The organism is Chryseobacterium arthrosphaerae (assembly GCF_001684965.1).
GTDB lineage: Bacteria > Bacteroidota > Bacteroidia > Flavobacteriales > Weeksellaceae > Chryseobacterium > Chryseobacterium arthrosphaerae.
Window position 1 is genome coordinate 483,638 of record NZ_MAYG01000012.1, and the last position, 24,980, is coordinate 508,617.

General features: G+C 37.5%; 23 protein-coding genes. 8 read left to right on the forward strand and 15 right to left on the reverse strand.

Features of this window, described 5'->3' with window-relative positions:
- Window positions 1-45: 45 nt before the first annotated feature.
- The 4 genes from BBI00_RS17585 to BBI00_RS17600 all read right to left on the reverse strand — a co-directional run bounded on the left by BBI00_RS17585 (window position 46) and on the right by BBI00_RS17600 (window position 4,121).
- Entirely contained in the window at window positions 46-393 is a 348-nt protein-coding gene (locus tag BBI00_RS17585) for a DUF1801 domain-containing protein (RefSeq protein ID WP_065400160.1), read from the reverse strand.
- Window positions 394-412: 19 nt separating this feature from the next.
- On the reverse strand, window positions 413-2,251 hold the full coding sequence (locus tag BBI00_RS17590) for an ABC transporter ATP-binding protein (RefSeq protein WP_065400161.1): 1,839 nt from the start codon (window positions 2,249-2,251) through the stop codon (window positions 413-415).
- A gap of 357 nt (window positions 2,252-2,608) precedes the next feature.
- Window positions 2,609-3,529 carry a M28 family metallopeptidase gene (locus BBI00_RS17595; protein WP_065400162.1) on the reverse strand — a complete coding sequence of 307 codons (921 nt, stop codon included), beginning with the start codon at window positions 3,527-3,529 and terminating at the stop codon, window positions 2,609-2,611.
- A 202-nt stretch (window positions 3,530-3,731) separates the two neighbouring features.
- Entirely contained in the window at window positions 3,732-4,121 is a 390-nt protein-coding gene (locus BBI00_RS17600; protein ID WP_065400163.1) for a DUF4293 domain-containing protein, read from the reverse strand.
- A 144-nt stretch (window positions 4,122-4,265) separates the two neighbouring features.
- On the opposite strand from BBI00_RS17600, the gene rho reads away from it, so the two are divergent.
- Together rho and BBI00_RS17610 are read left to right on the forward strand one after the other, a co-directional pair.
- A complete protein-coding gene (gene rho / locus BBI00_RS17605; RefSeq protein ID WP_065400164.1) occupies window positions 4,266-6,083 on the forward strand; it encodes a transcription termination factor Rho in 1,818 nt (605 codons plus the stop codon).
- 217 nt (window positions 6,084-6,300) lie between these two features.
- Window positions 6,301-6,897, forward strand: a complete 597-nt coding sequence (locus BBI00_RS17610) for a superoxide dismutase (RefSeq protein WP_065400165.1) — start codon at window positions 6,301-6,303, stop codon at window positions 6,895-6,897.
- 66 nt (window positions 6,898-6,963) lie between these two features.
- Here BBI00_RS17610 and BBI00_RS17615 read toward each other — a convergent pair whose 3' ends face one another.
- Window positions 6,964-7,383 (reverse strand): DUF6146 family protein, encoded by a 420-nt coding sequence (locus tag BBI00_RS17615; protein WP_065400166.1) that lies wholly within the window; start codon window positions 7,381-7,383, stop codon window positions 6,964-6,966.
- Window positions 7,384-7,435: 52 nt separating this feature from the next.
- Window positions 7,436-8,626 carry an endonuclease/exonuclease/phosphatase family protein gene (locus BBI00_RS17620; RefSeq protein WP_065400167.1) on the reverse strand — a complete coding sequence of 397 codons (1,191 nt, stop codon included), beginning with the start codon at window positions 8,624-8,626 and terminating at the stop codon, window positions 7,436-7,438.
- Between the two features lie 255 nt (window positions 8,627-8,881).
- Between BBI00_RS17620 and BBI00_RS17625 the strand changes: the two genes are divergently transcribed.
- Together BBI00_RS17625 and BBI00_RS17630 are read left to right on the forward strand one after the other, a co-directional pair.
- The gene (locus BBI00_RS17625; RefSeq protein WP_065400168.1) at window positions 8,882-11,761 is read left to right on the forward strand and encodes a carboxypeptidase-like regulatory domain-containing protein; all 2,880 of its coding nucleotides are present in this window, start codon (window positions 8,882-8,884) and stop codon (window positions 11,759-11,761) included.
- A gap of 25 nt (window positions 11,762-11,786) precedes the next feature.
- Window positions 11,787-13,199 (forward strand): DUF5689 domain-containing protein, encoded by a 1,413-nt coding sequence (locus BBI00_RS17630; RefSeq protein WP_065400169.1) that lies wholly within the window; start codon window positions 11,787-11,789, stop codon window positions 13,197-13,199.
- 405 nt (window positions 13,200-13,604) lie between these two features.
- On the opposite strand, the gene BBI00_RS17635 is transcribed toward BBI00_RS17630, so the two are convergent.
- The 5 genes from BBI00_RS17635 to BBI00_RS17655 form a co-directional block, all read right to left on the reverse strand.
- A complete protein-coding gene (locus BBI00_RS17635; protein WP_317040182.1) occupies window positions 13,605-14,027 on the reverse strand; it encodes a DUF6702 family protein in 423 nt (140 codons plus the stop codon).
- Between the two features lie 106 nt (window positions 14,028-14,133).
- Window positions 14,134-14,886: an LOG family protein gene (locus BBI00_RS17640; protein WP_065400171.1), complete on the reverse strand. Its 753-nt coding sequence runs from the start codon at window positions 14,884-14,886 to the stop codon at window positions 14,134-14,136.
- Between the two features lie 7 nt (window positions 14,887-14,893).
- Window positions 14,894-15,607, reverse strand: coding sequence for a nucleotidyltransferase family protein (locus tag BBI00_RS17645; RefSeq protein WP_065400172.1), 714 nt, complete (start codon window positions 15,605-15,607; stop codon window positions 14,894-14,896).
- A 61-nt stretch (window positions 15,608-15,668) separates the two neighbouring features.
- The gene (locus BBI00_RS17650) at window positions 15,669-16,085 is read right to left on the reverse strand and encodes a RapZ C-terminal domain-containing protein (protein WP_065400173.1); all 417 of its coding nucleotides are present in this window, start codon (window positions 16,083-16,085) and stop codon (window positions 15,669-15,671) included.
- 91 nt (window positions 16,086-16,176) lie between these two features.
- A complete protein-coding gene (locus BBI00_RS17655; protein ID WP_065400174.1) occupies window positions 16,177-17,196 on the reverse strand; it encodes an aminoglycoside phosphotransferase family protein in 1,020 nt (339 codons plus the stop codon).
- A 209-nt stretch (window positions 17,197-17,405) separates the two neighbouring features.
- Between BBI00_RS17655 and xrtF the strand changes: the two genes are divergently transcribed.
- The 4 genes from xrtF (at window position 17,406) to BBI00_RS17670 (ending at window position 19,622) form a co-directional block, all read left to right on the forward strand.
- Window positions 17,406-17,936 (forward strand): exosortase family protein XrtF, encoded by a 531-nt coding sequence (xrtF, locus tag BBI00_RS17660; protein WP_065400175.1) that lies wholly within the window; start codon window positions 17,406-17,408, stop codon window positions 17,934-17,936.
- Window positions 17,923-18,354, forward strand: a complete 432-nt coding sequence (locus BBI00_RS17665; protein ID WP_065400176.1) for an exosortase F system-associated membrane protein — start codon at window positions 17,923-17,925, stop codon at window positions 18,352-18,354. The genes xrtF and BBI00_RS17665 overlap by 14 nt, the downstream gene beginning before the upstream one ends.
- Window positions 18,355-18,541: 187 nt before the next feature.
- Window positions 18,542-18,748 (forward strand): bacteriocin-like protein, encoded by a 207-nt coding sequence (locus BBI00_RS23135; RefSeq protein WP_123902315.1) that lies wholly within the window; start codon window positions 18,542-18,544, stop codon window positions 18,746-18,748.
- A 61-nt stretch (window positions 18,749-18,809) separates the two neighbouring features.
- Window positions 18,810-19,622 carry a GLPGLI family protein gene (locus BBI00_RS17670; protein WP_083988565.1) on the forward strand — a complete coding sequence of 271 codons (813 nt, stop codon included), beginning with the start codon at window positions 18,810-18,812 and terminating at the stop codon, window positions 19,620-19,622.
- Between the two features lie 148 nt (window positions 19,623-19,770).
- Here the strand turns inward: BBI00_RS17670 and BBI00_RS17675 are convergent, their stop codons facing one another.
- The 4 genes from BBI00_RS17675 to BBI00_RS17690 form a co-directional block, all read right to left on the reverse strand.
- A complete protein-coding gene (locus tag BBI00_RS17675; RefSeq protein WP_065400178.1) occupies window positions 19,771-20,769 on the reverse strand; it encodes a cation diffusion facilitator family transporter in 999 nt (332 codons plus the stop codon).
- Between the two features lie 57 nt (window positions 20,770-20,826).
- Window positions 20,827-21,819, reverse strand: coding sequence for an aspartate-semialdehyde dehydrogenase (locus BBI00_RS17680; RefSeq protein WP_065400179.1), 993 nt, complete (start codon window positions 21,817-21,819; stop codon window positions 20,827-20,829).
- A gap of 71 nt (window positions 21,820-21,890) precedes the next feature.
- Window positions 21,891-22,322: a hypothetical protein gene (locus tag BBI00_RS17685; RefSeq protein WP_065400180.1), complete on the reverse strand. Its 432-nt coding sequence runs from the start codon at window positions 22,320-22,322 to the stop codon at window positions 21,891-21,893.
- An 84-nt stretch (window positions 22,323-22,406) separates the two neighbouring features.
- Window positions 22,407-24,968 carry a TonB-dependent receptor gene (locus BBI00_RS17690; RefSeq protein WP_065400181.1) on the reverse strand — a complete coding sequence of 854 codons (2,562 nt, stop codon included), beginning with the start codon at window positions 24,966-24,968 and terminating at the stop codon, window positions 22,407-22,409.
- Between the last annotated feature and the right edge of the window lie 12 nt (window positions 24,969-24,980).

The following is a 24,980-nucleotide window of genomic DNA, read 5'->3' on the forward strand; positions in this document are numbered from 1 at the left end:
AAAGCTTTTAAAGACAGCTCCGGTACGGTATCGTACCGGAGTTTTTTATTTTATATACTTTTTCACCTCCTCAAGCAGGTTCAGAATAAACTCTAAAGGTAAATCACTTTCTGCATCAATTAAAAGGATTTTAAACTTCTTTCTGCCATCCTGGATCAGCTCAGGGTAGTCAAGCCTATCGCCATGATAAAAGCTCAGGTAATGCTTTTGATACTTTTTGCTGTAATAGAAATAGCACAGCATTTTCTTTCTGTATTTGATAAAAGGAAGCCCGAAGCTCAATGTTTCTGTAATGTTTTCCGTATCGGAAGCAAGGATTTTCTCCCGCAAAAAAAGAAGAGTACTTCTTTCAGGCTCTTCGATTCTGTAGAAATACTCTTGTATAGGATTCATTGAATGTAATTAAATGATTTTAGTCAAAGTTCTGTAATTCAACAAGCTTGTTGTACATTCCTTTTCTGGCAATAAGATCATGGTGGGTTCCCTGTTCTACAATGGTTCCTTTTTCCATTACTACAATCCAGTCTGCCTTCTGGATGGTTGAAAGCCTGTGGGCAATCACAAGGGAAGTTCTGTTTTCCATCATCTTTTCAAGGGCATCCTGAACGAATCTTTCGGATTCCGTATCCAATGCTGACGTCGCTTCATCAAGGATCATGATCGGTGGATTTTTCAATACAGCTCTTGCAATGGAAACTCTTTGCTTCTGACCTCCGGAAAGTTTATTTCCGTCATCTCCGATATTGGTGTCATAGCCTTCAGAAAGACCGGTGATGAACGTGTCTGCATTGGCAATTTTAGCGGCTGCAATCACTTCTTCTCTGGTGGCATCAGGTTTACCCATCAGAATATTGTTATAAACAGAATCATTAAACAATACGGATTCCTGGGTTACCATTCCGAGAAGCTGGCGGTAGTCCTGCAGCTTTAAATGTTTGATATCTGTGCCGTCAATCAGGATTTGTCCTTCAGAAACATCATAAAATCTCGCTAAAAGATTGGCAATAGTTGTTTTACCACTTCCGCTTTGTCCTACCAGTGCAACGGTTTTTCCTTTTGGAATGGTAAGATTAAAGTTCTTAAGGATAAGATTGGCTTTATCATAGTAGAATCCAATGTTATTGAATTCAATAGTATTCTGAAGAGTGGAAATAGAAACAGGTTCTGCAATTTCTTCGATTTTAACGTCTGCTTCAAGAATTTCCAATACTCTTTTCAGAGAAGCTTCCCCTTTTTGTACGTTAGAAATAGATGAAGATAAAGTTTTTGCAGGAGGTAAGATCTGGAAGAACATTCCTAAAAAAACCAGGAAACCTGCAGGCGATAAACTTTGATCTACAATAATCTGTTTCCCACCATACCATGCAATGATCAGAAAGGTGATAGAACCTAGAAATTCACTCATCGGCGATGCCAGTTCTTTTTTTCTTCCCAGACTCATCGAGCTTGAGATCCATCTGTTCATAGACTGCATAAAACGGTTGTCCATAATCTTTTCAGCATTAAATATCTTGATAACCTTTGAAGATTTCAGTGTTTCGTCTACGATAGAGAAGATGGTTCCCAGTTCATGCTGTGCTTCATGAGAATCCTTTTTAAGACTTTTTCCAATCAATGCGATCATCGTTCCCATTACAGGCAGTACCAGTAAAGAGAAAAGCGTCATTTCCGGGCTTACAATAAATAAAGAGATCAGGGTACTGATCAACATAAAAGGAGCGTTGATTAATTCAACCAAACTTCCCAGGATATTTCCTTCCACTTCCCCCACGTCATTAGACATACGGGACATCATATCTCCCTTTCTGCTTTCGGTAAAAAATGAAACGGGTAACGACAGTATTTTTCTGTACATTGCACCACGCAGATCTTTGGTAACTCCTACACGGTAATTGATCAGAAGTAATGCGCCCAAATATCTGAAAACATTTCTTAAAAGGAACATAAAGGCTGTAATGATACACAGCCAGGCAAGAACCTTGAGAGAACCGTACTCGCTGACCAAAGATTGTATATAGTAATTGGAATATTCTTTCGCATAGGAAAAAAAGTCTATGATATCACCTGAATAAACTGGTGCAGCAGTATGTTTTTCTGATTTTATAGTGCCAAAAAGCATTCCCAAAACGGGTAGGATAGTTCCTAAAGAAGCAATCTGAAATACAGAATACAGGATGTTGAAAAATAAACTTCCGTAGATATATTTTTGGTGGGGTCTCGCGAACCTCAGAATTTTTTTATACTCGTTCATTCAATGAAAAAATTGGATAGCAAAATTACGTAAAATTAAAAGATAAGACGTTCTTAATCCTCTTTTACTTTAATGGATATGTTCCAAAATATGGGGATTTGTTACAAATGCCTGACATTTAAACTGATATTATTTAAATAAAGCATTTTTTGATTGAAAAATGTACAGGATAATCCAACGAACAGTATTGTGAAAAAAGAAGCGGAAAGGGGGATGAATAATGTAAAATAAAAATAGAGTAAAACCGCCCTTTCAGACGGTTTTTATAGTTTTTTAGCCACTGATTCACAAGTAAAAATGTTCGTGAATTAATGACAATTAAAATAGCTCAGTTGTTATAGGCTTGATCTGCAGGATTTAGAATTTTACCTGATCATTGTATTTCGGAGCAAAATTTTTAGGATTCAGTTTTTCCAGCGTTTTACCGAAATTATTGATGATCTGGGTCATATTGTCAAAGTCAACCACATTGATGTCATCATTCTCGTGATGGTAATGGGTGGCTTTCGTCATATCAACCGTTGAAAATGAATGGGCAATGATTTTCTTTTTCACAAAGCTTACATTATCTGAGCGATAGAAGAGCTGTTGTTTTGCATAAGGATCCTGGTTTATTTTTAATCCGTTGACAGCATATTGATTAAAAAGCTCATCCAGATCAGAGAACCCGTCTCCGGTCATATATAATGCATTTTTACCCCACTGGGATTCTGTAGCCACCATTTCAAAATTGAAAAGAGCTGTCATATTATTGTAGATCTTATCCAGATTTTTATCTTCCGATAGGGCTCTTGAGCCCAGCATTCCCTTTTCTTCCCCGTTGAAGGCCATGAAAACCATTGAAAATTCAGGTTTTTTATTTTTGAAATAATCGGCAATTCCTACAAGCGTTGTAATCCCGCTGGCATCATCATCAGCTCCGTTATATATATTGTCACCGGTTTTGTCACTGGTTCCTATATGATCGAAATGGCCGGAAAAGCCGAGGTATTTATCCGTTTTTCCTTTTTTTACACCACATACATTATAAGCCTTTTGGCCTTTATATTCAAAAGGGATCAGGTAAGAATTTCCTGTACAGTATTCAAGTTTGTTTTCTTTGAAAAGGTTAGCAATATAATGGGCTGCATTTTCATTTTCGGGAGTCCAGATTTCACGTCCTTTCATTTCATCTGAAGCCAGCGTGGAAATAACTGTTTTTATTCTTTCTTTCGAAACTTCCTGTGCAAAGGTAGCTATTGAGAAAAGGGATAAAGTAAGATAAGTTAGCTTTTTCATTGTCTTTTATTAAAAGTTATAGAATCTGTCGTTACTTTTACTGAAAAGTTGCAGGAAGTTACATAAATTAATTTAAATGGGCCTGTGCTGAAGGATTTTAGAAAGCATTTCGGTATTATAGCCTATAATACTATAAAGAATAAGAACAATAAAAAACAGCTCCTGTAAAGAAGCTGTTCTCACTCAAAAAATCGTTGTAAGGCTATCGAAGTCTGTCTACAGATTTTACGAGCCTCTCATCTTTACGGATGTATACGTTTGCAATAAGCAGACAGATCACCGCAATCAATGGGAAAACCGGCTCAATACCCTTCTCAGGAAACTGAATTCCTCCGGATAAGTTTAGTAACCAGTACGCCAATACACCAATCAACAAAGCGTTTATAATGATGCTGATGGTATTCAGCAAAATTTGTCTTTTTCTGTTTTTAAAACTGAATATACTTAATGCTCCTATTATCACAAGCACTATGCAGCCGATATTCAACACAGGAATACTGTCTGAAATGACAACATCCTGCCCCGTTATAAATAGGAAAACAGCAGCCAGAACTGCCAATAATGTCCATATAGTTTGTATTCTCTGTAGCATTGAATATTAAATTCTTGGCAAAAATAATATAAATTTTGCACAATTCAAAAATAAGTGTAGATTTGCATTATACAATGTACTTGAAAACAAAAGTCACCGGACTTACTTTTCTTACTCACAATTAATTACATTTTTACATTAAATATGTTTAACATAGAAACGTTAAGGTCAAAATCCGTAACGGAACTGACTAAAATCTTAAAGGATTTAGGCGTTAAAGTTGCAAGAAACAGCAATGAAAATGACAAGATCTTTGCTATTCTTGACTTTCAGGCTTCCAACCCTAAAGTTGCAAAAGATTATTTCAACGCCACAGAAACCGCCAGTGTAAATACTGAAGAGGCTCCAGCAGAAAAACCCGCTAAAGCCCCGGCAAAAAAAGCTGCCCCGAAAAAAGCCCCGGCAGCCAAGCCAAAAACAACTGCTAAAACAGCAACAGAACCGAAAGTAGAGGAAAAAGTAGAAGAGAAGACACCGGTTTCTGAAGAAATAAAACCTGAAGAGCCCAAAGCTGAAACCGCTGCACCGGCAGAAGAAGCTCAGGCAGCTCAGACTAAAAAGAAAAGAAAAAGAGTTTCTACCAATGCAGGAAATGCAGAAGTATCTACAGAAAAAACAGAAACTCCAAAAAACACAGAATCCCAAGAGCCTGCACAGGCAGAAGAAAAGCCTAACACACCTCCTCAACAACAGGCTAACAGACCCCAAAAAGGACACAACCATCCACAGAACAGTGGAAACCAGCATAAAAACCAGAACCAGAACCAACATCAGCACCAAAACCAAAATCAGAACAGACATTCTGAAAAGGCAGAGGAGCAGAACGACCATAAAAAAGAATTCAATTTCGATGGATTGGTAAGTATTGAAGGGGTACTGGAAATCTTACCGGATAATTACGGATTCCTGCGTTCTTCAGATTTCAGCTATATCTCTTCTCCTGATGATGTGTATGTTTCTACAGCACAGATCAGAAATTTCGGACTGAAAACCGGAGATACCGTTAAAGGAATTGTAAGATTACCGAAAGAAGGTGAAAAATATTTCTCATTATTGAAACCTACGGAAGTTAACGGACGTGACTTGGCGTTTATTAAAGACCGTGTTGCATTTGAGTACCTTACACCACTTTTCCCGCAGGAAAAATTCAACCTTGCAGGAAGCGGTTCTACAGTTTCCACAAGAATTGTAGATCTTTTTGCACCTATTGGTAAAGGACAGAGAGCAATGATTGTAGCACAGCCTAAAACAGGTAAGACCATGTTGCTTAAGGACATTGCAAATTCTATCGCATCCAATCACCCTGAAGTATATATGATGGTTCTTCTGATCGATGAACGTCCGGAAGAGGTTACTGATATGGAGCGAAGCGTAAATGCAGAAGTAATTGCCTCCACATTTGACGAAGCCGCTGAAAAGCATGTGAAAGTAGCCAATCTGGTCCTTGCCAAAGCACAGAGAATGGTTGAGTGCGGACATGATGTAGTTATCTTACTGGATTCTATTACAAGGCTGGCAAGAGCATACAATACTGTAACGCCTGCATCCGGTAAAGTACTTTCCGGTGGGGTAGATGCCAATGCACTTCACAAACCGAAAAGATTCTTTGGGGCAGCAAGAAAAATTGAAGGAGGAGGATCTCTTACCATCATTGCAACAGCCCTTATCGATACAGGTTCCAAAATGGATGAAGTAATCTTTGAAGAATTCAAAGGTACAGGTAACATGGAGCTTCAGCTGGACAGAAAAATTGCCAACAGAAGAATCTATCCTGCAATTGATCTTGTATCATCAAGCACCCGTAGAGATGACCTTCTTCTGGATGAAGTGACCTCGCAGAGAATGTGGATCCTCAGAAAGTATCTTTCTGAAATGAATCCTGTAGAAGCGATGGAGTTTGTAGATAAAAACATCAAAGGAACTCTCAATAACGAAGAATTCCTGATGTCTATGAATAAATAAATTTAATATTGTTAAATAGAAAGCACGTATCGTAATAGTATGATCCGTGCTTTTTATTTTTAAGGACCAGATTGAAGAACGTAAATAAATATTTTAAAAAATTTAATTCATTCTAAATCAATATGTCAATGTTAAAGATTTATTAAAGTAATCCCCAATCTTTGATAATACCTTAAATATTGGCTAATTTTGAAGTATAACATTAAAAATAAAGATTATGTCATTTGAATTACCAAAATTAGGATATGCATACGATGCATTAGAGCCTACTATCGATGCAAGAACTATGGAAATCCATTATACAAAGCACCACCAGGCATACATTGACAATTTAAATAAAGCTATTGAAGGAACTGACCTGGAAGGGAAAACCATTGAGGAGATCTGCCAGACAGGAACTGATAAGCCGGCTGTAAGAAATAACGGAGGAGGACATTTCAACCACTCTTTATTCTGGGAAATCTTAACTCCTGGAGGAAGCAAAGAGCCTGTAGGAAACGTAAAGGCTGCTATTGAAAACTATGGAGGTCTTGAAAAATTCAAAACTGATTTTTCTGATGCTGCTAAAACAAGATTCGGTTCAGGATGGGCTTGGCTGGTAAAAAATGCTGACGGTTCTGTATCTGTTTCTTCTACTCCAAACCAGGATAACCCATTAATGCCTGTAGCAGACGTTAAAGGAACTCCGGTTTTAGGATTGGATGTTTGGGAGCACGCTTATTACTTAAACTACCAAAACAGAAGACCTGACTATGTTTCTGCATTCTTTGATGTGGTAAACTGGGATAAAGTAGAGGAATTATTCAACAAATAATTTTCAGCTATTATAAAAATGAAAATAGACTGTCTCAAAAGGGCAGTCTATTTTTTATGATATTATTTACCGTAAAGCATCACTTCCGGATAACCCGGCCATTCTTAATTTGTACTTCCAGTTTACATAGACGAAAACCTGGTACAATTTGTATTCAAACTTGATCCCGTAATTTTCTTTAGGATCATAATCAACTCCTGATTCTATAATATTCCTGTATTTCCCTGAACTGTAATAGCTGTTCCATTCGTTGACCAGGAATGTATTTTTAGTTTTCAGGTAAGATTCGGAATACTGGCTGATGGGTCTGGCAACAGCATTTAGAAAATAATCAAATTGAGTGTCAATCACAGTAAGCTCCCATTCTCCGTCCTCATTCTTGGAAGGCTTCATTTCCTGCTTCTCTTTGTCTTTCCTTGCTGTATCCTGAGAAAAGCAGCTGAAAGGAATGCATACCAGCAATAGTACTAAAACAAAATTTTTCATGATTTCATGTATTGATATAAAAAAAGCACTCAAAATGAGTGCCTGAATTGTTTTAAGGTTCTTTCTGGAGAACTACAAATGCGGGGAAGTGATCACTGTAGCCGCCTGTAAACTGATCTCCGTTCCAGGATCTGAAAGGATATCCTTTATAATTACCTTCTTTATTTACCAGATACGCCGGAGCATAAATTTCTGTTTTATAAATAGAATATTCTTTGGTAACCTGATCAGAAACTAAATTTTTAGAAACAATGATCTGGTCAAATAAGTTCGGGGCATCCTGATAAGCCAATGAAGCGACTCCTTTTTTGTATAAAGGGTACATCAGGTTAAGATAAGGGGTTTCTTCACTTAAATCTTTAGGGCTAGACTGAGCTTTCAGGTGGTTTTTCAAACTTGGGCTGATAGGGTCGTCATTAAAGTCACCCATGGCAAACAGTTTTGTTGAAGGATCGGCAGCTCTTACACTGTCCATTTGTTGTTTCAATAATGCAGCAGCTGCATTTCTTTTAGGTAAAGAAGCTGCCTCACCACCTCTTCTTGAAGGCCAGTGATTCATGAAAAATGCTACTTTCTCATTATCCAGAAATCCTGTTACCACCAAGATATCTCTTGTATATTCTCTTCTTCCGTTGTCACCGTAGATTTTCAGTTCTTTTTTTAATGAATTGGTAGGGGTGAATCTTCTTTTCTGATAGATCAGCGCTACATCAATTCCTCTGTAGTCATAAGAGTTGTAATGAATGATTCCGTAATCATATTTTTTTAACGCAGGTTCATTGATAAGATCCTGAATAACCTGTCTGTTTTCCACCTCAATTAATCCTACCACTGCAGGAGCTGTTTTGGTATACTGGGAACCAAGCTCAGAGATTACTTTGGCTTCATTGGCAAGTTTAGCCTTATAGATCTTGGATCCGTAATTTTTTGCACTTTTCGGGGTGAATTCTTCGGAACCGCTTTGTTCTCTTACTACCTTTTTACCGATCAATGCACCGTCACTCCATGGCCCGTCATATTTTTCAGCCTCCAGAAACTTGATGGAATCAAACGGAATACTTCTGTGAAAAGCAGGATTTCTGATATCTTTGGTTCCATCGATATAATCTGCTGAGCGAATAGTATCCCAAAGGTTTTCTACATTCAAAAAACCTACGGTGGCAACTTTTCTCAGTTTTCCTTGTTGTTGTGAGAATGCCATAATCGAAATAATGATGGCAAACAGACTCGAAAATCTCTTCATCCTCTTTAGAGTTATTATTAATATTATTTAATCTGCAAATTTACTTTTATTTTAATTCACTGCGTTTTAAATATTTGTAAATTTATATGCAGTAATCTGACCATTTTTTATATAATGATTCTTAAAAGTTTGCAATGTTAAGAAAAAATAATGTTAAAAAAGTGGTGAATTGCAAAATTTGATTAAATTTGTGCCCCCAACTTTTAAACTGTTGAGAATTAACAAGAAAAGTATTTAAAAAAATATAATATACTCATGATTAAAAAACTATCATTAATCTCTTTATTCACTTTGCTGCCTGCGTCCTATTACTTTGCGCAGACTACAGTGTTTGCGTATCTTAAGGATGCGGACGGAAAACCTGTAGAACAGGCCAATGTGGATTTAAAAGGAGCAGGAAATGATGTAAAGGCGGACAAAATCGGGTACTTCCAGTTTGCTGATTTGATGCCGGGACATTATCAGATTATGGTTACAAAATCAAACTTTGAAACTAAAATTTTAGAATTTGATGTAACGAATAATGAGAAAAAGAAAGATCTTGGAGTAATTACTCTTTATTCTGCATTGAACGGTGCAGATCAGGGTTTAGCGATCATTGAAGATTCCGGAGAAAACGATGGAGGAGGTGCACAGCAGACCGCTACAGTAGGGTTACTTCAATCTTCACAGGATGTTTTCAACAGAATTGCCAGTTTTGATCTGGGGCCATACTGGTTCCGTCCGAGAGGAATTGACAGCAGAACCGGTGAGAATATGATCAATGGGGTTTCTATGGCCGGCGCAGATAATGGAGATGTAGATTTCAGCACATGGGGAGGGTTGAACGAAATTACCCGTTATCCGGAAATTGCCGCTAATCATGCCCCTTCCGAATATGCTTTCGGGGGAGCTACAGGAGTATTTTATAAAAATACAAAAGCCAGCGAATATAGAAAAGGAAGTCAGCTGACATACTCTCTGACGAACAGAAACTATAACAACAGGCTATCTTACAGATTCTCGTCCGGAATGAATAAAAACGGATGGGCATTTACAGGGATGATCGCCAGAAGATGGGCTCAGGAAGGAATACAGGACGGTACTGCATATGATGCATACAGTGGGTATCTTGGAATTGAGAAGAAATTCAGCGACAGACATACCATGACTTTGAATGCCATTGGTTCTAAATATGCAAGAAGTTCTTCCAGCCCGAATACTCAGGAAGTATACGATTTCAGAGGAGTTCACTATAACTCTTATTGGGGATGGCAGAACGGAGAAAAAAGAAATGAAAGGGTGAAAAGAGGTTTCCAACCCATGATTCAGTTGCAGGATTTCTGGAAAATCAACAAAAACGCTCAATTGTGGACTACTGTTTCTTACCAGTTCGGTAAAGAATACAGCTCAAGACTTGATTGGTACAGAGCCAACAACCCATCACCTACCTATTATCGTAATTTACCAAGCTATTGGCTGAATTTTGATAATCCTGCTCCGTCACAGGCAGAAAATATTGGTTTCTGGAGAGACAAATGGACCAATAATGATGAAAACTATACACAGATCAACTGGGATAATCTTTACAGAGCCAACAGAAGTGATAATCTTTACAGACCGGATTTCGGAGGAAGAAGAGCGGCTTACTATCTTGTAGATGACGTAAAAGATGACAAAATCTGGAACGCTTCCACACACTATACCTATAACTTCAGCGACACTTCCCGTTTTATTTTAAACTTATCTTACCAAAATTACAGATCTGAACAATACAGAGAAGTAAACGATCTTCTGGGTGCTGATTTTGCATTGAACATGGATCCGTTTGCAAGTAATTTAACCGGTGATAGCGTTTGGGGACAGTTTAACACTCAGGAAAGTAAAGCTGATGTTGCCAAGAGAGAAGGTGACAGAATCGGGTACAACTACATTTTCAGAAGACAGGAAGTGAAAGTAAACCCGGCATTTAAATTTGCTACCGGTAAATTTGATGTTTTTGTTTCCGGATTCTTCGGATATACCAACAACAGCAGAGAAGGTAAATTCCAGCATTACCTGTATCCTTCTTCCTACGGAAAAGGAGAAGATAAAAACTTCTGGAATGTGGGAATCAAAGGACAGGTGACGTATAAGATCAACGGTAGAAACTTCTTTGTTTATAACGGTGCTTATTTTTCACAGTCTCCTTTCTTAAATGATATTTATTTTAACACAAGAGTAAGTGGGGTAACCACTCCTGGGATTAAAAACGTAGTGATTGATGCCAATGATTTAAGCTATGTAATCTCTACTCCAATCGTTAAAGTGAGACTGACAGGATACCTTGTCAATACTCAAAACGAAACAAGCGTACAAAGATATTTTGCACAGGGCGTTAAATTATCCACTCTGAACGAGAATGGTGATCAGGCTCCTGTTCAGGATGGTGCTTTCATTACCCAGGTATTGGCAGGTGCCAACAAGAGAAATATGGGTGTTGAGCTTGGTGCTCAGGTGAAAATTACACCTACATTGACGGCCAGCGGATTATTAAGCGTAGGTCAGTATACGTATACAAATAACCCTACGGTTTATTTTGCTTCCGATGCGGTGGGAACATTCAGAGAGCTTGACGGTAACGGAAATATTGTATCGAGATCTTATACCAACATGGGGGAGGCTACCCTTAAAAACTACAGACAGGGCGGAACTCCACAGGAGGCGTATACTTTAGGTCTTCGTTACAGCAGCCCTAAATACTGGTGGTTAGGTGCAACATGGAACTACTTCGGGCACTCATTCCTGGATCCGTCTCCGGTAACCAGAACTGCAAGATTTTATACAAATCCGAATACACCGGGAGTTCCTTATGACAATGTAACAGAGGAAGAACTGGCAAGAGTGCTTACTCCTACAAAATTGCCGTCTGCGTTCTTCTTTAACGTAAATGCCGGAAAATCATGGATGATCGGTAAGTATTATGTATTGATATCTGCATCGGTGAATAATATCCTTAACAACAGAAATTATATCACAGGAGGATTCGAGCAGACAAGAAACGTTAACTATACCGACTATGCTAATGATTATGATAGCGGAAATATGGTATTTGCTCCTAAATACTGGTATAACCAGGGAAGATCTTATTTTGTTAACCTACAGTTCAGATTCTAAAAAATAAATTTAAAAATTGACAACAATGAAAAATATATATTTTAAAGCGGCTATATTCAGTGCCCTTTCAATGCTGACGTTCTCGTCTTGTGTAAAGACCGATGATTACGACGTTCCGGAGATCAAATGTACCAACAAGTTTGCAGCTTCCAATCACCAGTTATCTGAGTTGGCAACAATCGCTAAGCCTAAGCCAACGGAGGCTGATATCATTAAAGATGATTTCATCGTAGATGCTTATGTTACTTCAAGCGATGAGTCCGGAAACATTTACAAAATGATGTTCCTTCAGGATAAGCCTGAAAATCCTACACAAGGTATTGAAATTGATATTGACGGAGGAAACCAGTATCTTGATTTCCCAACAGGATCTTTAGTGAGAATTAACCTGAAAGGACTTATCGTTCAGGCTTCTAACGGTAATATCAAAGTAGGTTCTTATGATCCGAACTATTCTGTAGGAAGAATCAATCCTAATAAAGTTTCCAATTATATTGCCAGAGTTTGTGATGGGCAAAGACCTGTGGTAGCTACAATCAAGCCACTTGAATTCAACTCTATTGCTGATGCTCTTAAAAACGGAGCTCACATCAACCAGCTTGTAAAAATTAAAAACGTTCAGTTTGAAGATCCAGAGTTAACGAAAAACTTTGCTGATGATTCAGGTACAGGAGACCGTTATATCGTAGATAAAAAAGCAGCAAGATTAGACCTTCGTTTCAGTAACTTTGCTACTTTTGCCAAATCTCCTATCTCTCCTAAATATGCCAACAGTGGTGATATCGTTCTTCTTTTAAGCCGTTATACGAGCCCAAGTAACCCAACAGCTCCAACGTTTACAGAACAGGCTTATATCAGAGATCTTTATGATATGAACTTCCCTAATCCAAGATTTAACCCAGGTGAACCTGAGGCTCCGGCTGCGAACGCTGTAAATCTGTTTGCAGGATCTGATTTTGAAGATTGGGCAGCTTTTTTATCCAGTGTAAACAGTTTCGGACTTAAGCCTTATGCAACTCAAGGGATTGGTTTAGGATATAACAATTCAAATTCCCTTCAGCTTAAAGGAATCCCTGCAGGTAATGATTATGTATTTACATCACTTGCTGCTGCTGGAATTCCTGCTACACCGAAGAGAATCACAATGCGTATCAAAGGTACTGCAACAGGGAAATCCCTTTCTTTCAACGTATATAAAGCAGGTGGAGGTTTCTATGTATTTAACTTAGGTACATTCTCTACAGGTGCTACTTTAGGTGTAGAAAGTGCTAACTCCTATACAGGATCTATCAATACAAGCGGACAATGGAGACTGGTTGAGCTTACGCTTACAGGTCTTACAGACGTTAACGTAACCGCCGGTAAAGATATGTTTGCCATCAAAACAGGTACAGGAGGAAATTACGATATTCAGGTTGATAACATCAAAATTGAGTAATTCTTATCTGAGTTGAGATAAAATAGTATTTCTGATATACTTTAAATATAGATCAGGCAGCTTGTAAAAGCTGCCTGATTTTATTTTTTAATAACCGTTTTTAAGAGAGAATTTGCAGTTAAGATGGGATATTTTTCGTCCTGCATTCTACTTATACGGATGAATCCATACAGGTGCAAAATTTCTGGGATTGGGGAAATGTGATCAAAACTGTATTTCAATCAGAGAGTTAGGCTTATATACTGTTTTTGAGGTCAGTCATGCCTATATGATATACTCTTTTTGGATGATTTTGATATCAGTGAGCTGCATCCTGGATTCTTTTGTGGAACTCCGGCTTTGGAAGTGTTTAGAAAAACAAAAACCACCGCATCTGCAGTGGTTGTATTATTTCAATTGTTTTGTTTAAAAAGATACTTCGTTCACTTCTTTTCCTCTTTGGAAGTTCATCATTTTCTGGCTGCCTTTGTAAGCAACGCTTACCAGATTGATCTGCTTAGGAAAAGCGCTTAAAAGGATCGTATTTTTAATCTTTAAGGTATTGATATCCGAAACCCCTCCGGTCTCGAAATATACCCATACAGTTTCTCCGCTGACCTGACTTCCCGTGAAGGTAATTGTTTTGGGAGCACCATTGACAAATACATCAAAATTATTGTTCACATATTTTTTCACTTCTGCTTCAAATCCGGCTGTGTTCGGATTGATTTTTATGGCATCAGAGATATGGCTTGTATTCATTTTTGTGGTAAACTTCAATGTCTTGCTTCCATCAATATAGTCCACTTTGGTCATTGAAGAGAAAAAGTCTACATACATAAAACTCATTAACACAAAAAATGTTAAAATTCCTGATATATATAAAAGTTTTTTCATCTTAATTAATAGATTTACAATCATACTTGCTAGTTATAAGTCACAAATAATATGCCAATTAAAAATTAACATTCACAGAATACTTATCGTAAAAGGCTTTAATATGTGCTACTGCCTCATCAGCAGTATCTACCACACGATAAAGATCAAGATCATCTTCAGCAATCATGCCTTCTTTCAGCAGGGTTGCTTTGAACCATTCCAGTAAACCGCTCCAGAATTCACTTCCTACCAGTACAATCGGAAACTTACCGATTTTATTGGTCTGAATAAGCGTCATCGCTTCAGTAAGCTCATCCAGCGTTCCAAAGCCTCCCGGCATTACTACGAATCCCTGGGAATATTTTACAAACATTACTTTTCTCACGAAAAAGTAATCGAAATTCATGGAATAGGATTTATTGATATAAGGATTGAAATGCTGCTCAAAAGGAAGGTCGATATTAAGGCCAATAGATTTACCTTTTGCATTGAAAGCGCCTTTGTTTCCGGCTTCCATAATTCCGGGACCACCTCCGGTAATAATTCCGAAACCTAATTTGGTAATCTTTTCAGCAATTTCTACTGCCATTTCATAATATTTGTTTTCCGGCTTCAGGCGGGCTGATCCGAATATAGAAACACAGGGTCCGATTTTAGCCAGTTTTTCATAGCCATCCACAAATTCAGCCATGATCTTGAAGACCATCCAGCTGTCTTTGGTGATTGTCTCGTCCCAGGTTTTTTGTCTGAAACTATTGTGCAGTTTTGTTTCGTTAATATCAAATTCCGGATTTACTAAACTTTCATCCCTGGTACCATCAATTTCCATTGCAAAATTATTTAAAATATTTTTCGGCTTCTATTACAGATTCCGGTCTCCCTACATCTATAAGAATATCCTGATGTACAAAACCGTGGATATGCTCGGTCTGCATCAGGTCAAGATATTCTTCCATAATAGAAAATTTGCCTGTCCGTTTTATTTTTTCGAAGATCACAGGATTGATACAATGAACACCACTGAATGCAAGAGCTTTAAAGCCTTTGTTGAACTCAGCAAGCCGTTGTTCTCCCGTCTGTACATTCAGCCAGCCCCTCAAAACCATATCATCATTGAAAAGGAGTTTTCTTGAACTTTCTCTGTCTGAAACTGCTAAAGTAGCAAAATCTTTTATCTTTTTATGATATTCTACTAATGCATTGATATTTATATTGGTTAAAATATCAGCATTCATAATCAGGAAATCTTCACCGTGATCAAGAAACTTTCTTGCAAAAATCAAGCCTCCGCCTGTTTCCAGGAGTTCTTCTGTTTCATCGGAGATTTCAATCCTGCATCCGAAATTATCATTTTTATTTAGAAAATCAACAATCTGACTGCCAAAATGATGAATATTGATCACAAAATCTGTGATTCCGAAGCTTTTCAGATAATGAATATTTCTTTCAAGAAGAGGAACATCATTTACCTTTGCCAGTGCTTTCGGATGATGGTCTGTAAAAGGTTTAAGCCTGGTGCCTTTTCCGGCAGCGAAAATTAGAGCCTTCATATATTATGGGTAATAAGTGATAGGTAATGAGTGATACGTGTGTGAAATTACTTATTGCTCATTACTGATTACTGATGTTCAGTTGTGGTTGTTCATCATGATGGATGGTAACTTCCGTTCCTTCAGGATATTTTTCTTTGATGAATTCAGCAATTTTTATTGCAGAATATACAGATCTGTGTTGCCCGCCTGTACATCCGAAATTAATCTGCAGATTTTCAAATCCTCTGGCTAAATAATCATCAATATTGATCGATATCAGAGATTTTACCAGTTCCAGGAATTTAGGCATTTCGGTTTTGGTTTCCAGGAATTCCTGTACACCAATATCATTTCCGGTCTGGCTTTTATATTCCTCAATTCTTCCCGGATTTAAAATTCCCCTGCAGTCAAATGCGAATCCGCCTCCGTTTCCTGAGTGATCTTTTGGTATTCCTCCTTTTTTGTACGAAAAACTGTGTATGTCGATGTGTAGCATTTCTTCTTTTTTATTTTTTAACCATTAAGGTATTTTAAGTTTTTAAGGTAAGTTAAGATTTTATTATTGCCTGTTCAAGCAGAGACAAAAGTTAATTATTTAATATTTCCTCAATTTTTAATGTTGTCTTCTTTGAAGTCAGTTGCCCGATTACTTTGGTCAGTTCAGGATAATTTTTCATGTCTTCCCATGAAGCTGCAAAATCTGTGATATTCTGAATTCCTTTTTCAAGACTTGCCACGAAGTGCTGTTTTCTCTGGATCAGTCCCCTGAAGCCGTATGCACCTAAGACCTGCAGGAATCTCATCATCTGAATTGGTTTAACCGATTCTTTTAGTTTAGTTCTGGTTTCCTGGTTTTCAAATAATTGAATGTAAAAATCCAACATTCTGTTTTTAAAATCTTCAGGGAAATTGGCTTTGGCCTGGAAAAGAAAAGAAATCACATCATACATCAAAGGTCCTTTCATTGCGGACTGATAATCGATAAACGAAACTTCATTTTTTTCGTTGACCATAATGTTTCTGGCCTGAAAATCACGGATCATAATTCCTGTAGGTTGCAGGCTTTCAATAAGGCTGGCAATCTGTCTGAATTCTTTCAGAAGAGCAGATTTGTTATATTCAAGTTCCAGAACATCTGCAATGAAGTTTTTAAAATAATAAAGATCATGAATAACAGGAAGTTCATCATAAGCTTCATATTCAAATGTTTTGGAAAAATCTATTTTCCCCAGGGTTTCCATCTGCAGACGGAAGAGCTTTTCCAGAGTTTGCTGTACGAGAGACCGTACAAGATCCGATACATTTTCTCTGGTAATTACTTCGGAAAGGGTATGTTTTCCCAAAAATTCCTGTACATACATCTTTCTGTCTTCAGAAACAGCCAGGATACGGGGCGTGTTCAGATTAAGATCAGAAAATACCCCGGAATAATAAAGGAAACTTTCATTCTCCGGAATGTTTTCATTATAAGTGACGATGTATTTATCAGAACCGGCAGAGGCCAGAAAATTGACTCTCGCAGAGCCGCTTTGAGCTAGTGTGATGAATTCGGTCGATTCCTTCCCTAAATGGTTTTCGAAAAATCGTTTTGCGTTTTCAGAAGTCATAATATGGAAACAAATATACTAATTTCACATGAGTTGGAAACAGGACGTACATAGAGTTTAAAAAGGTGAGAAAGAATGAACTTTTTATAAATACCAAACAGGCTGGTTTATGAATCCGTAATCATTGCTTTCCCTTTTTTGTGATTTAAATATAGGCTTTCGTTGCTCAAAATCAATTGAGTTTGCGGGCTAATTTTTATATTTGTAATATGTTTAAGGATTTTAAGCCGGTTTTAGGAATTTTGCTTCGTTTTATCATCATTTACCTGGTGTTGCTTTTTGGGTATCAGTTTTACCTGAACAGTGGAAAAGATTCCGGACTGGATCCTTTTTCCGGCCTGATCGCAAATCAGGTAAGCTATCTGCAAAATTTTATGGGCTATCCTACACAGTTGTATAATGATGTAGAGAACGGGCAGGTATGGTTCTATGTGAAAAAACAGTACGTAACGAGAATGGTGGAAGGATGTAATGCTGTTTCTGTGATGATCCTGTTTGTTTCATTTGTTTTTGCGTTCTATAAAGGAAGCAAAACGTTTCTTTTTGTTTTGGCCGGATTGGTCCTGCTGTATGTTATGAACCTTCTGAGAATTGCAGGGCTCAATATTGTGATGGCGGATTATAAAGAGTATGGTAAATCTTTCCATGATTATATTTTTCCCGCCGTAATCTATGGATGTGTTGTGCTGCTTTGGATGATCTGGATTAAATTTTTTGCTTTAAAACATGAAAATTCTTAATATCCTTCTTGTTATCGCAGGACTCTGTGGTCTGGTAAGTGTCAGGATCTTTGAAGACACTCTTTTTTACGATCCTTTTCTTAATTACTTCCATGAAGCGAATCAGAATATTGATGTTCCAGCATTTGAATGGGGCAGACTGATCGGAGGACATCTGTTCAGATTTGCTTTAAACCTCTTGTTTTCCTGCATGATTATATATGGACTGTTTAAAAGTAAGGAGTGGACGATTCAGGGGGCAGTCATGATGATCATTGTGTTTGCCATCGCTTTCCCTATCTATCTTTACTGTATAAATGATCATTTCAGCATAGGATATCTTTTTTCCTTTTATATGAGGCGATTTGTAATTCAGCCTCTGATCATCCTGCTGATTGTTCCTATGTTTTATTACAGAAGGCAGATATCTCAAAAATAATACTGAATTTTCTTTATTCATAAAGTGATTTTAAATATTGATTTTCATTAGATTTTCTTTAATCATTAATGATATATTTGAATTTAATTAAATTATTGAAAATCAGTTGATTAAACTATGTTTTTTTAATATATTCAGATTTTAATTCATATATTCGTGATATGTTTAATTGATAAAATCATGAGTAATGAAAAATTTAAAAAAGCTTGACAGAAAAAATCTTAAAAGGATCATAGGGAGCAGACTTCGCCCTAATTATGGCGGAGGGTTTGGTTGTTCGGATGCCTGTACGCCGGGAAATGGTTTTTGCGAACAATATGGGCTTACCTGTGGAGTATGGAGTACAACAGCGGCGGATGGAACAGTTACCTCTGCTTGTCTGAAATGTCTGTAGCAAAATATAACTGAAGTTCTGCATTAGTTATATTATAATTGAATAGCTATCGAAATTGGATATGAAAAAATATATTATCTGCTTATTTATTTTTATCATGAATGGGTTGCATTGTCAGAGTGTGACCTGTATATATGAATTAAAATTCAGACAAAATCAAAATAAAGATAGTTTGATAACCAGTCAGTTTTATTTGGATATCAATGGAAAGAAATCTATTTTCAGATCAGAATTACAAAAGAAGTCCGATTCATTAGTACAAAAGACTGGCTTAGGTTTAGGTAGAGGAATGCTTTTCTTCACAGATTTATTTGCTAAAAAAGATTTGGAAACAAAAGAAATACAGAAAGTAATTATTACTCCGACGATGAGAACCAGATTTTTTATACCTGTTGAAGATAGATTAGAATGGAAAGTTATAAATGAAAAGCAAAAAATTGGCGATTTGTATTGTCAAAAAGCTGAGCTAGATTACGGAGGCAGACGTTGGACAGCCTGGTTTACGGATTCCATAAACCTTCAGGATGGACCTTATATTTTTAATGGTTTACCTGGTTTGATTGTTAAAATATCTGATTCCCGTTTAGACTATGATTTCAGTTTAGTACAGTTAAAGCAAGTAAAAGGCAATGATTTTTTTGTTTCACCGTCCGGGAAAAAAATAAATTGGCCGGACTTTCAAAAGATAATGCAAAGCTATTATGATGATCCTTTCTATGAAGTGAAAAGTAGTGGGGTTAAATATGTAGTGGGTGATGATAAAGGAAATGTTTCTACTTTGAGCCCTAAAACAATATTAAAAAAATTTCAGGTGAATATGAGAAATAACGGAAATAATCTTATAGAAATTAATAAGGCCTTACATTTCAAATGAATATAAAAGTCCTGCAAAATTTACAGGACTTTGAGGTTGGAAAAATAGAGAAATTATTTTGTTACGTTTATAAGACTCTCTTTTATTTTTGAATGAGAATTTTTCATCAGTAATAACCATTGTTATTTTCACAGTGTAATATTTTATTCTATTCTATAGTATGCTTATCCACACTCGTCACATTTTCCGGCGTCCATTCTACACGCTTGACGAAATCCTTTTCCCGGACCGGGCAGTCTTTAATCTGACATACCGGGCATGAGATAGGTTTACAGTCGTCCATATGGAAATTGAATTCGATATTTCTCTTGATGTTGTTGGCGAGGAGAAGGATTACCTTTTCCATTTCACCATGAGCATCCCGAAGATCATAATACCAGGGAAGAGTAATATGGGCATCAATATGAAGGTTGGCTCCAAACTGCTGGATCTTCATATTATGCACATCAATCCATTCCGTATGTCTGTTTTCTTCCAGGATTCTGATGACCTGGTTGAGTATTTCCGGGTCCTGCTCATCCATAATACCGCTTAATGATTTACGGACGATCTTATACCCTACAAAAATAATATAAAGCCCGAAAACGAGAGCAACCACCGAATCCAGCCAATAGATTTTAGTAAAATAAACGACCACTAAACTGCCTACCACACCAAGGGTGGTAATGGTATCAGACTGTAGGTGTTTTCCGGAGGAAATAAGCACCAGAGAGTTTTCTTTTTCTCCTTTTTTTATGGAAATATAGCCCAATAAATAGTTGATGATTGCTGTAGCGGTAATGATCCATATCCCCAGGTCTATTTTGCTTAGGGTTTTCCCAACGATAAGGCTGTGGATCCCCTCGTAGATAATCATAATACCGGCAATAGCGATAAGTGCTCCTTCAATTCCCGAAGTAACGAATTCTACTTTTCCGTGGCCGTAAGGATGGTCTTCATCTTTTGGTTTTGCTGCCAGATGAAGTGAATAAAGGCCCATGAATGCACTGATGACATTCACGATACTCTCCATGGCATCAGAAAATACAGCATCGGAATTGGTGAGTCTCCAGGCAATAATCTTTCCGATGAATAGAATGACTCCAAAGGCAGCGATGAGCTTTTGAAATCCTATTTTATCTTGATGGGTATTTTTCCGGGTGTTCATATGTCAGTTTGATAAAAAAAAGAATCTCAATTTTGAGACTCTTTTTATTTTGTTAGTTTATACTAAGTTGTTTGCTACAAGGTATTCTGCAATTTGTACAGCGTTGGTTGCTGCTCCTTTCCTCAGGTTGTCTGCTACGATCCAGAGGTTGAGCGTTTTCGGCTGCGACAGGTCCCGTCTGATTCTTCCTACAAATACTTCATCTTTTCCTTCGGAATACAGCGGCATAGGGTAGTGGTTGTTTTTCACATCATCCATTACGATTACTCCCGGAGTTTCAGATAAGATTTTTCTTACTTCATCCAGTTCGAATTCATTTTCAAATTCGATGTTTACACTTTCAGAGTGACCTCCCTGTACCGGAACTCTTACAGCGGTTGCCGTCAGATTGAAGGTATCGTCCCCTAAAATTTTCTTAGGTTCTTTCATCAGTTTGATCTCTTCTTTGGTGTAATCGTCATCAGCAAATACATCGCAGTGTGGCAATGCATTTTTGAAGATCTGATAAGGATATACCTTTGCAGTGGAATCATCGCCGCTGATCTCAGAATTCAACTGATCTACAGCTGCCTTACCTGTTCCTGTTACAGACTGGTAAGTAGAAACAATAACTCTTTTTAAATCATATTTTTTGTTCAAAGGCCCTAAGACCATTACCAACTGAATGGTAGAACAGTTCGGATTTGCGATGATCTTGTCTTCTTTGGTCAATACATCGGCATTGATCTCAGGAACTACTAATTTTTTGTCAGGATCCATTCTCCATGCAGAAGAATTATCGATCACTGTTACTCCTGCTTCTGCAAATAAAGGGGCAAATTCAAGAGAAGTAGAACCTCCGGCAGAGAAAATAGCAATATCCGGTTTGGCAGCTATAGCGTCCTTCATGCTTACAATCGTAAATTCCTTCTGTTTATACTTCACCTTCTTACCTACAGATTTTTCGGATGCTACCGGAATTAATTCTGTTACAGGGAAGTTTCTCTCCTCCAAAACTTTCAGCATAACTTGTCCAACCATTCCTGTTGAACCTACTACAGCTACTTTCATTGATTAAATTAAAATTTTAAGATTAAACTATTTATAAATTATAACGCATAATGTATAATTTCTTTCTGGTTTTATGCCCCGAAGACTCTCGTCCAAGGGAATGCGAATGCAAATAAACCTACTGCGATCAGCCCCATGATCACTACCCCTAAAGAGATTGTGTCATTGGATTTTACTTTTTTATTGACAATGGTCATCAGTACTGCTGCAATAAGCATAGAGAATGGATGTTCAACATATTGGAATCTCAATGCCGCATTTTTCATTACTTCTCCCATGTTTAATCCTTTGGTAAAATTAGTGATCAACATGATGATTCCTATTAAAAACTGAACGTGAAAGAAGATCATTGTGAATAATGTGGTCTTCTTTAAAAACTTGTTCACTTTTCCGCTGAAGCCGAACATGGTAGCTAAAAGTGCAATGATAAACAGCGCTACCAAAAGAAGTTCAAGATACCCGAATCCTTTGTGGGCATTAAGCAAAATCTTGTAAAAATCCATAATCTATTTTTTTTGTACACAAAGATAACAAAAATCCCGGCTCAAAGCCGGGATTGATATTGAGAAAATCTAATATTGTGATAATTAGAAGTTGAATGATAAGGTTGTAGACCAAGTTCTTCCGAATCCGAAGAATACTCTGTTTCCGTCAGCGATACCTTTGTAAGTTCTTCCTGCTTCCAGGTAAGTTTTACCGTTATCCGGATCTTTAGTGTCTTTGATTTTATCAGTTGCCTTGATGTTCGTTACACCATCCTGGATGTAAGTAGTATCAAACAGGTTGTTTACGTTAACTCCAAGTGTGAAATACTGATTTGGGTTCTTAAGTTTAATTTTATAAGACGCACCAATGTTGAACAGGTTGAAATCCGGTAATTTTAAAGCTTCATTACCTGGCGTCATAAAGTCAGTCATATTCATTGCAGAATAGATTTTTCCAACATATTGCCAGTTACCATACACTCTTAAATCTGTAACAGGAGTTACTGTAAATCCTAATGATGATGTCATCTGCGGAATACTGTTGTTGGTACCTCCTACTTTTACTTTATCTAAATAAAGAGTTGATGTATTAGATCCGTTCGTTGCAATTGGAGTGTTGTCATCCTGGAAGTTAGATCCTGATGCATTTCCTTTGTATTGGTAATCTCCCCAAGAGAACATCCCTTGTAATTCTAAGAATTTGTTTAATCTGTATGTTGCTTCAGCTTCTACCCCCTGGTGAAGTTGGGTAATTCCACTGATTTCTGAGTAACCTCTGACGTTGTTATCGAAAATTACACTTCCTCTTCTGTACCATCTGTCTTTCCACTCAGTTCTGTATAAGTTAACTTTTGCGTTGAAGTTAGATGTTTTGAATCCATACCCTAATTCTACAGAGAAGATTTTCTCATTGGTTAAGTTAGGGTTTACAACCTGCTGGTTACTTGGATATACGGAGTTCATCAAAGGCTGCTTGCTATAGTACCCAACATTGGCAAATACGTTATGGTTATTGTTGATGTTATAGTTAGCACCCCCTTTAATATTGAATCCAAATAGGTTTTTAAATCCTGTTTTTCTTTCAACAGTCTGACCTTGCTGAGTTGATCCTGGTTTTACAAAGTCATCAATTCTCTGATATGCCTGGTTGGATACGGATCCCTGTACATACGCAGTTAATTTCTCAGTAGAATATTCTACCTGTCCGAAACCACTGTACCAAAGTACTTCACCATCATTACTGAATGAAACTCTGTCTTCCATTGGTGCATTGGAGCCACCGAAAGGATTCCAGTTCAGCTTTTGATAATCATAAGTGTTACGAACAATATTATTTGTTGGAAGGTTTTTGTTGGACCCATCTGTGTAACCTGAAGCTCCATATAAATCAGAAAGTACCTGATAGTGGTATCCATAGTAGTATCTGTCATCAGTACCTACGGAGAAATTCCAGTTGTCATTGATTTTGTGCTGGAAGTTCATCAAGATTCCGTACCAGTTGTGTGAGTTCACACTTGAAGTACGTACTAATGTGTTTCCTGCAATACCTACTGTAGGAGTTACAGCACCGTTTGCTGCAAAAATTGCATTATAATTATAATGTCCTTCTGCATCATAGAAGTCGGCCATTCCCTTGTTGTTAACTTTACCAAGGTTTCTGGCACCACCACCACGTCCGTTAGACATGTAGGCAACTGTACTTAAAGTAGATTTGTCACTGATTGTCCAGTCCCAGTTCAACATCATTACAGGCTTGGAATAGTAGTTCATAGCATTAGCTATGTTCGTTCTTCTTCCATCTGCTGAAGTATAGTATCCGAAATCACTATTGTATGGTCTGTACGGAGAGCCATCGTGATCAGGATTGTATTTGATATAGTTACCGATTGTTGGAGCATAAGATCTCTGATCGTGCCATTGCGGAGAAGAAGTCATCATAAACTGTAAGTTATGCTTCTTGCTTGGCTGATATCCTAATGCGAAGAAATAAGTATATGATTCGTAGTCTGTGTTCTGTACATAAGTAGCTCCTGCCTGTCTTGCCATCAAGAATGATGCAGCCCAACCGTTGTCAGATCTTCCGGTGTTGTAAGCAAAAGATGTTTTTAAGAAATCGTTATTACCGATACCTAATCTCACAGCTCCACCTTGCTTCATATCAGCAGCTCTTGTAAGGAAGTTCATTGTACCTCCTACGGAAGCAATAGCCAGCTTAGAAGAACCAAGTCCTCTTTGTACCTGCATAGTACTTGTTACATCAGATAAACCTGTCCAGTTAGACATGTATACAGTACCTCCTTCCATGTCATTAACAGGCATACCGTTTACCATTACTGCAATGTTTCTGGATTCGAAACCACGCATGGTAAGCTGGGAGTCTCCAAAACCACCTCCACCTTTTGTTGCATAAACAGAAGGAGTTGTGTTCAATAGTTCAACAAGCTCCTGGTTTCCTTGTCTTTCAAGAATTTGAGCTGCTTTGATTGTAGAGACTGCTACCGGTGTCTTTCTATCTTTAGCGATATCCGTTACACCTCTTAGGATTACCTCTTCAATGTCTTTAGACTTGGTTTTAACCGTGTCCTGAGTTTGTTGAGCATAATAGATACTAGCTGTAGATAAAGTAATTACTGCAGTCAGCATCGTTTTGTTGATTAATTTCATAATCGTTAGTAA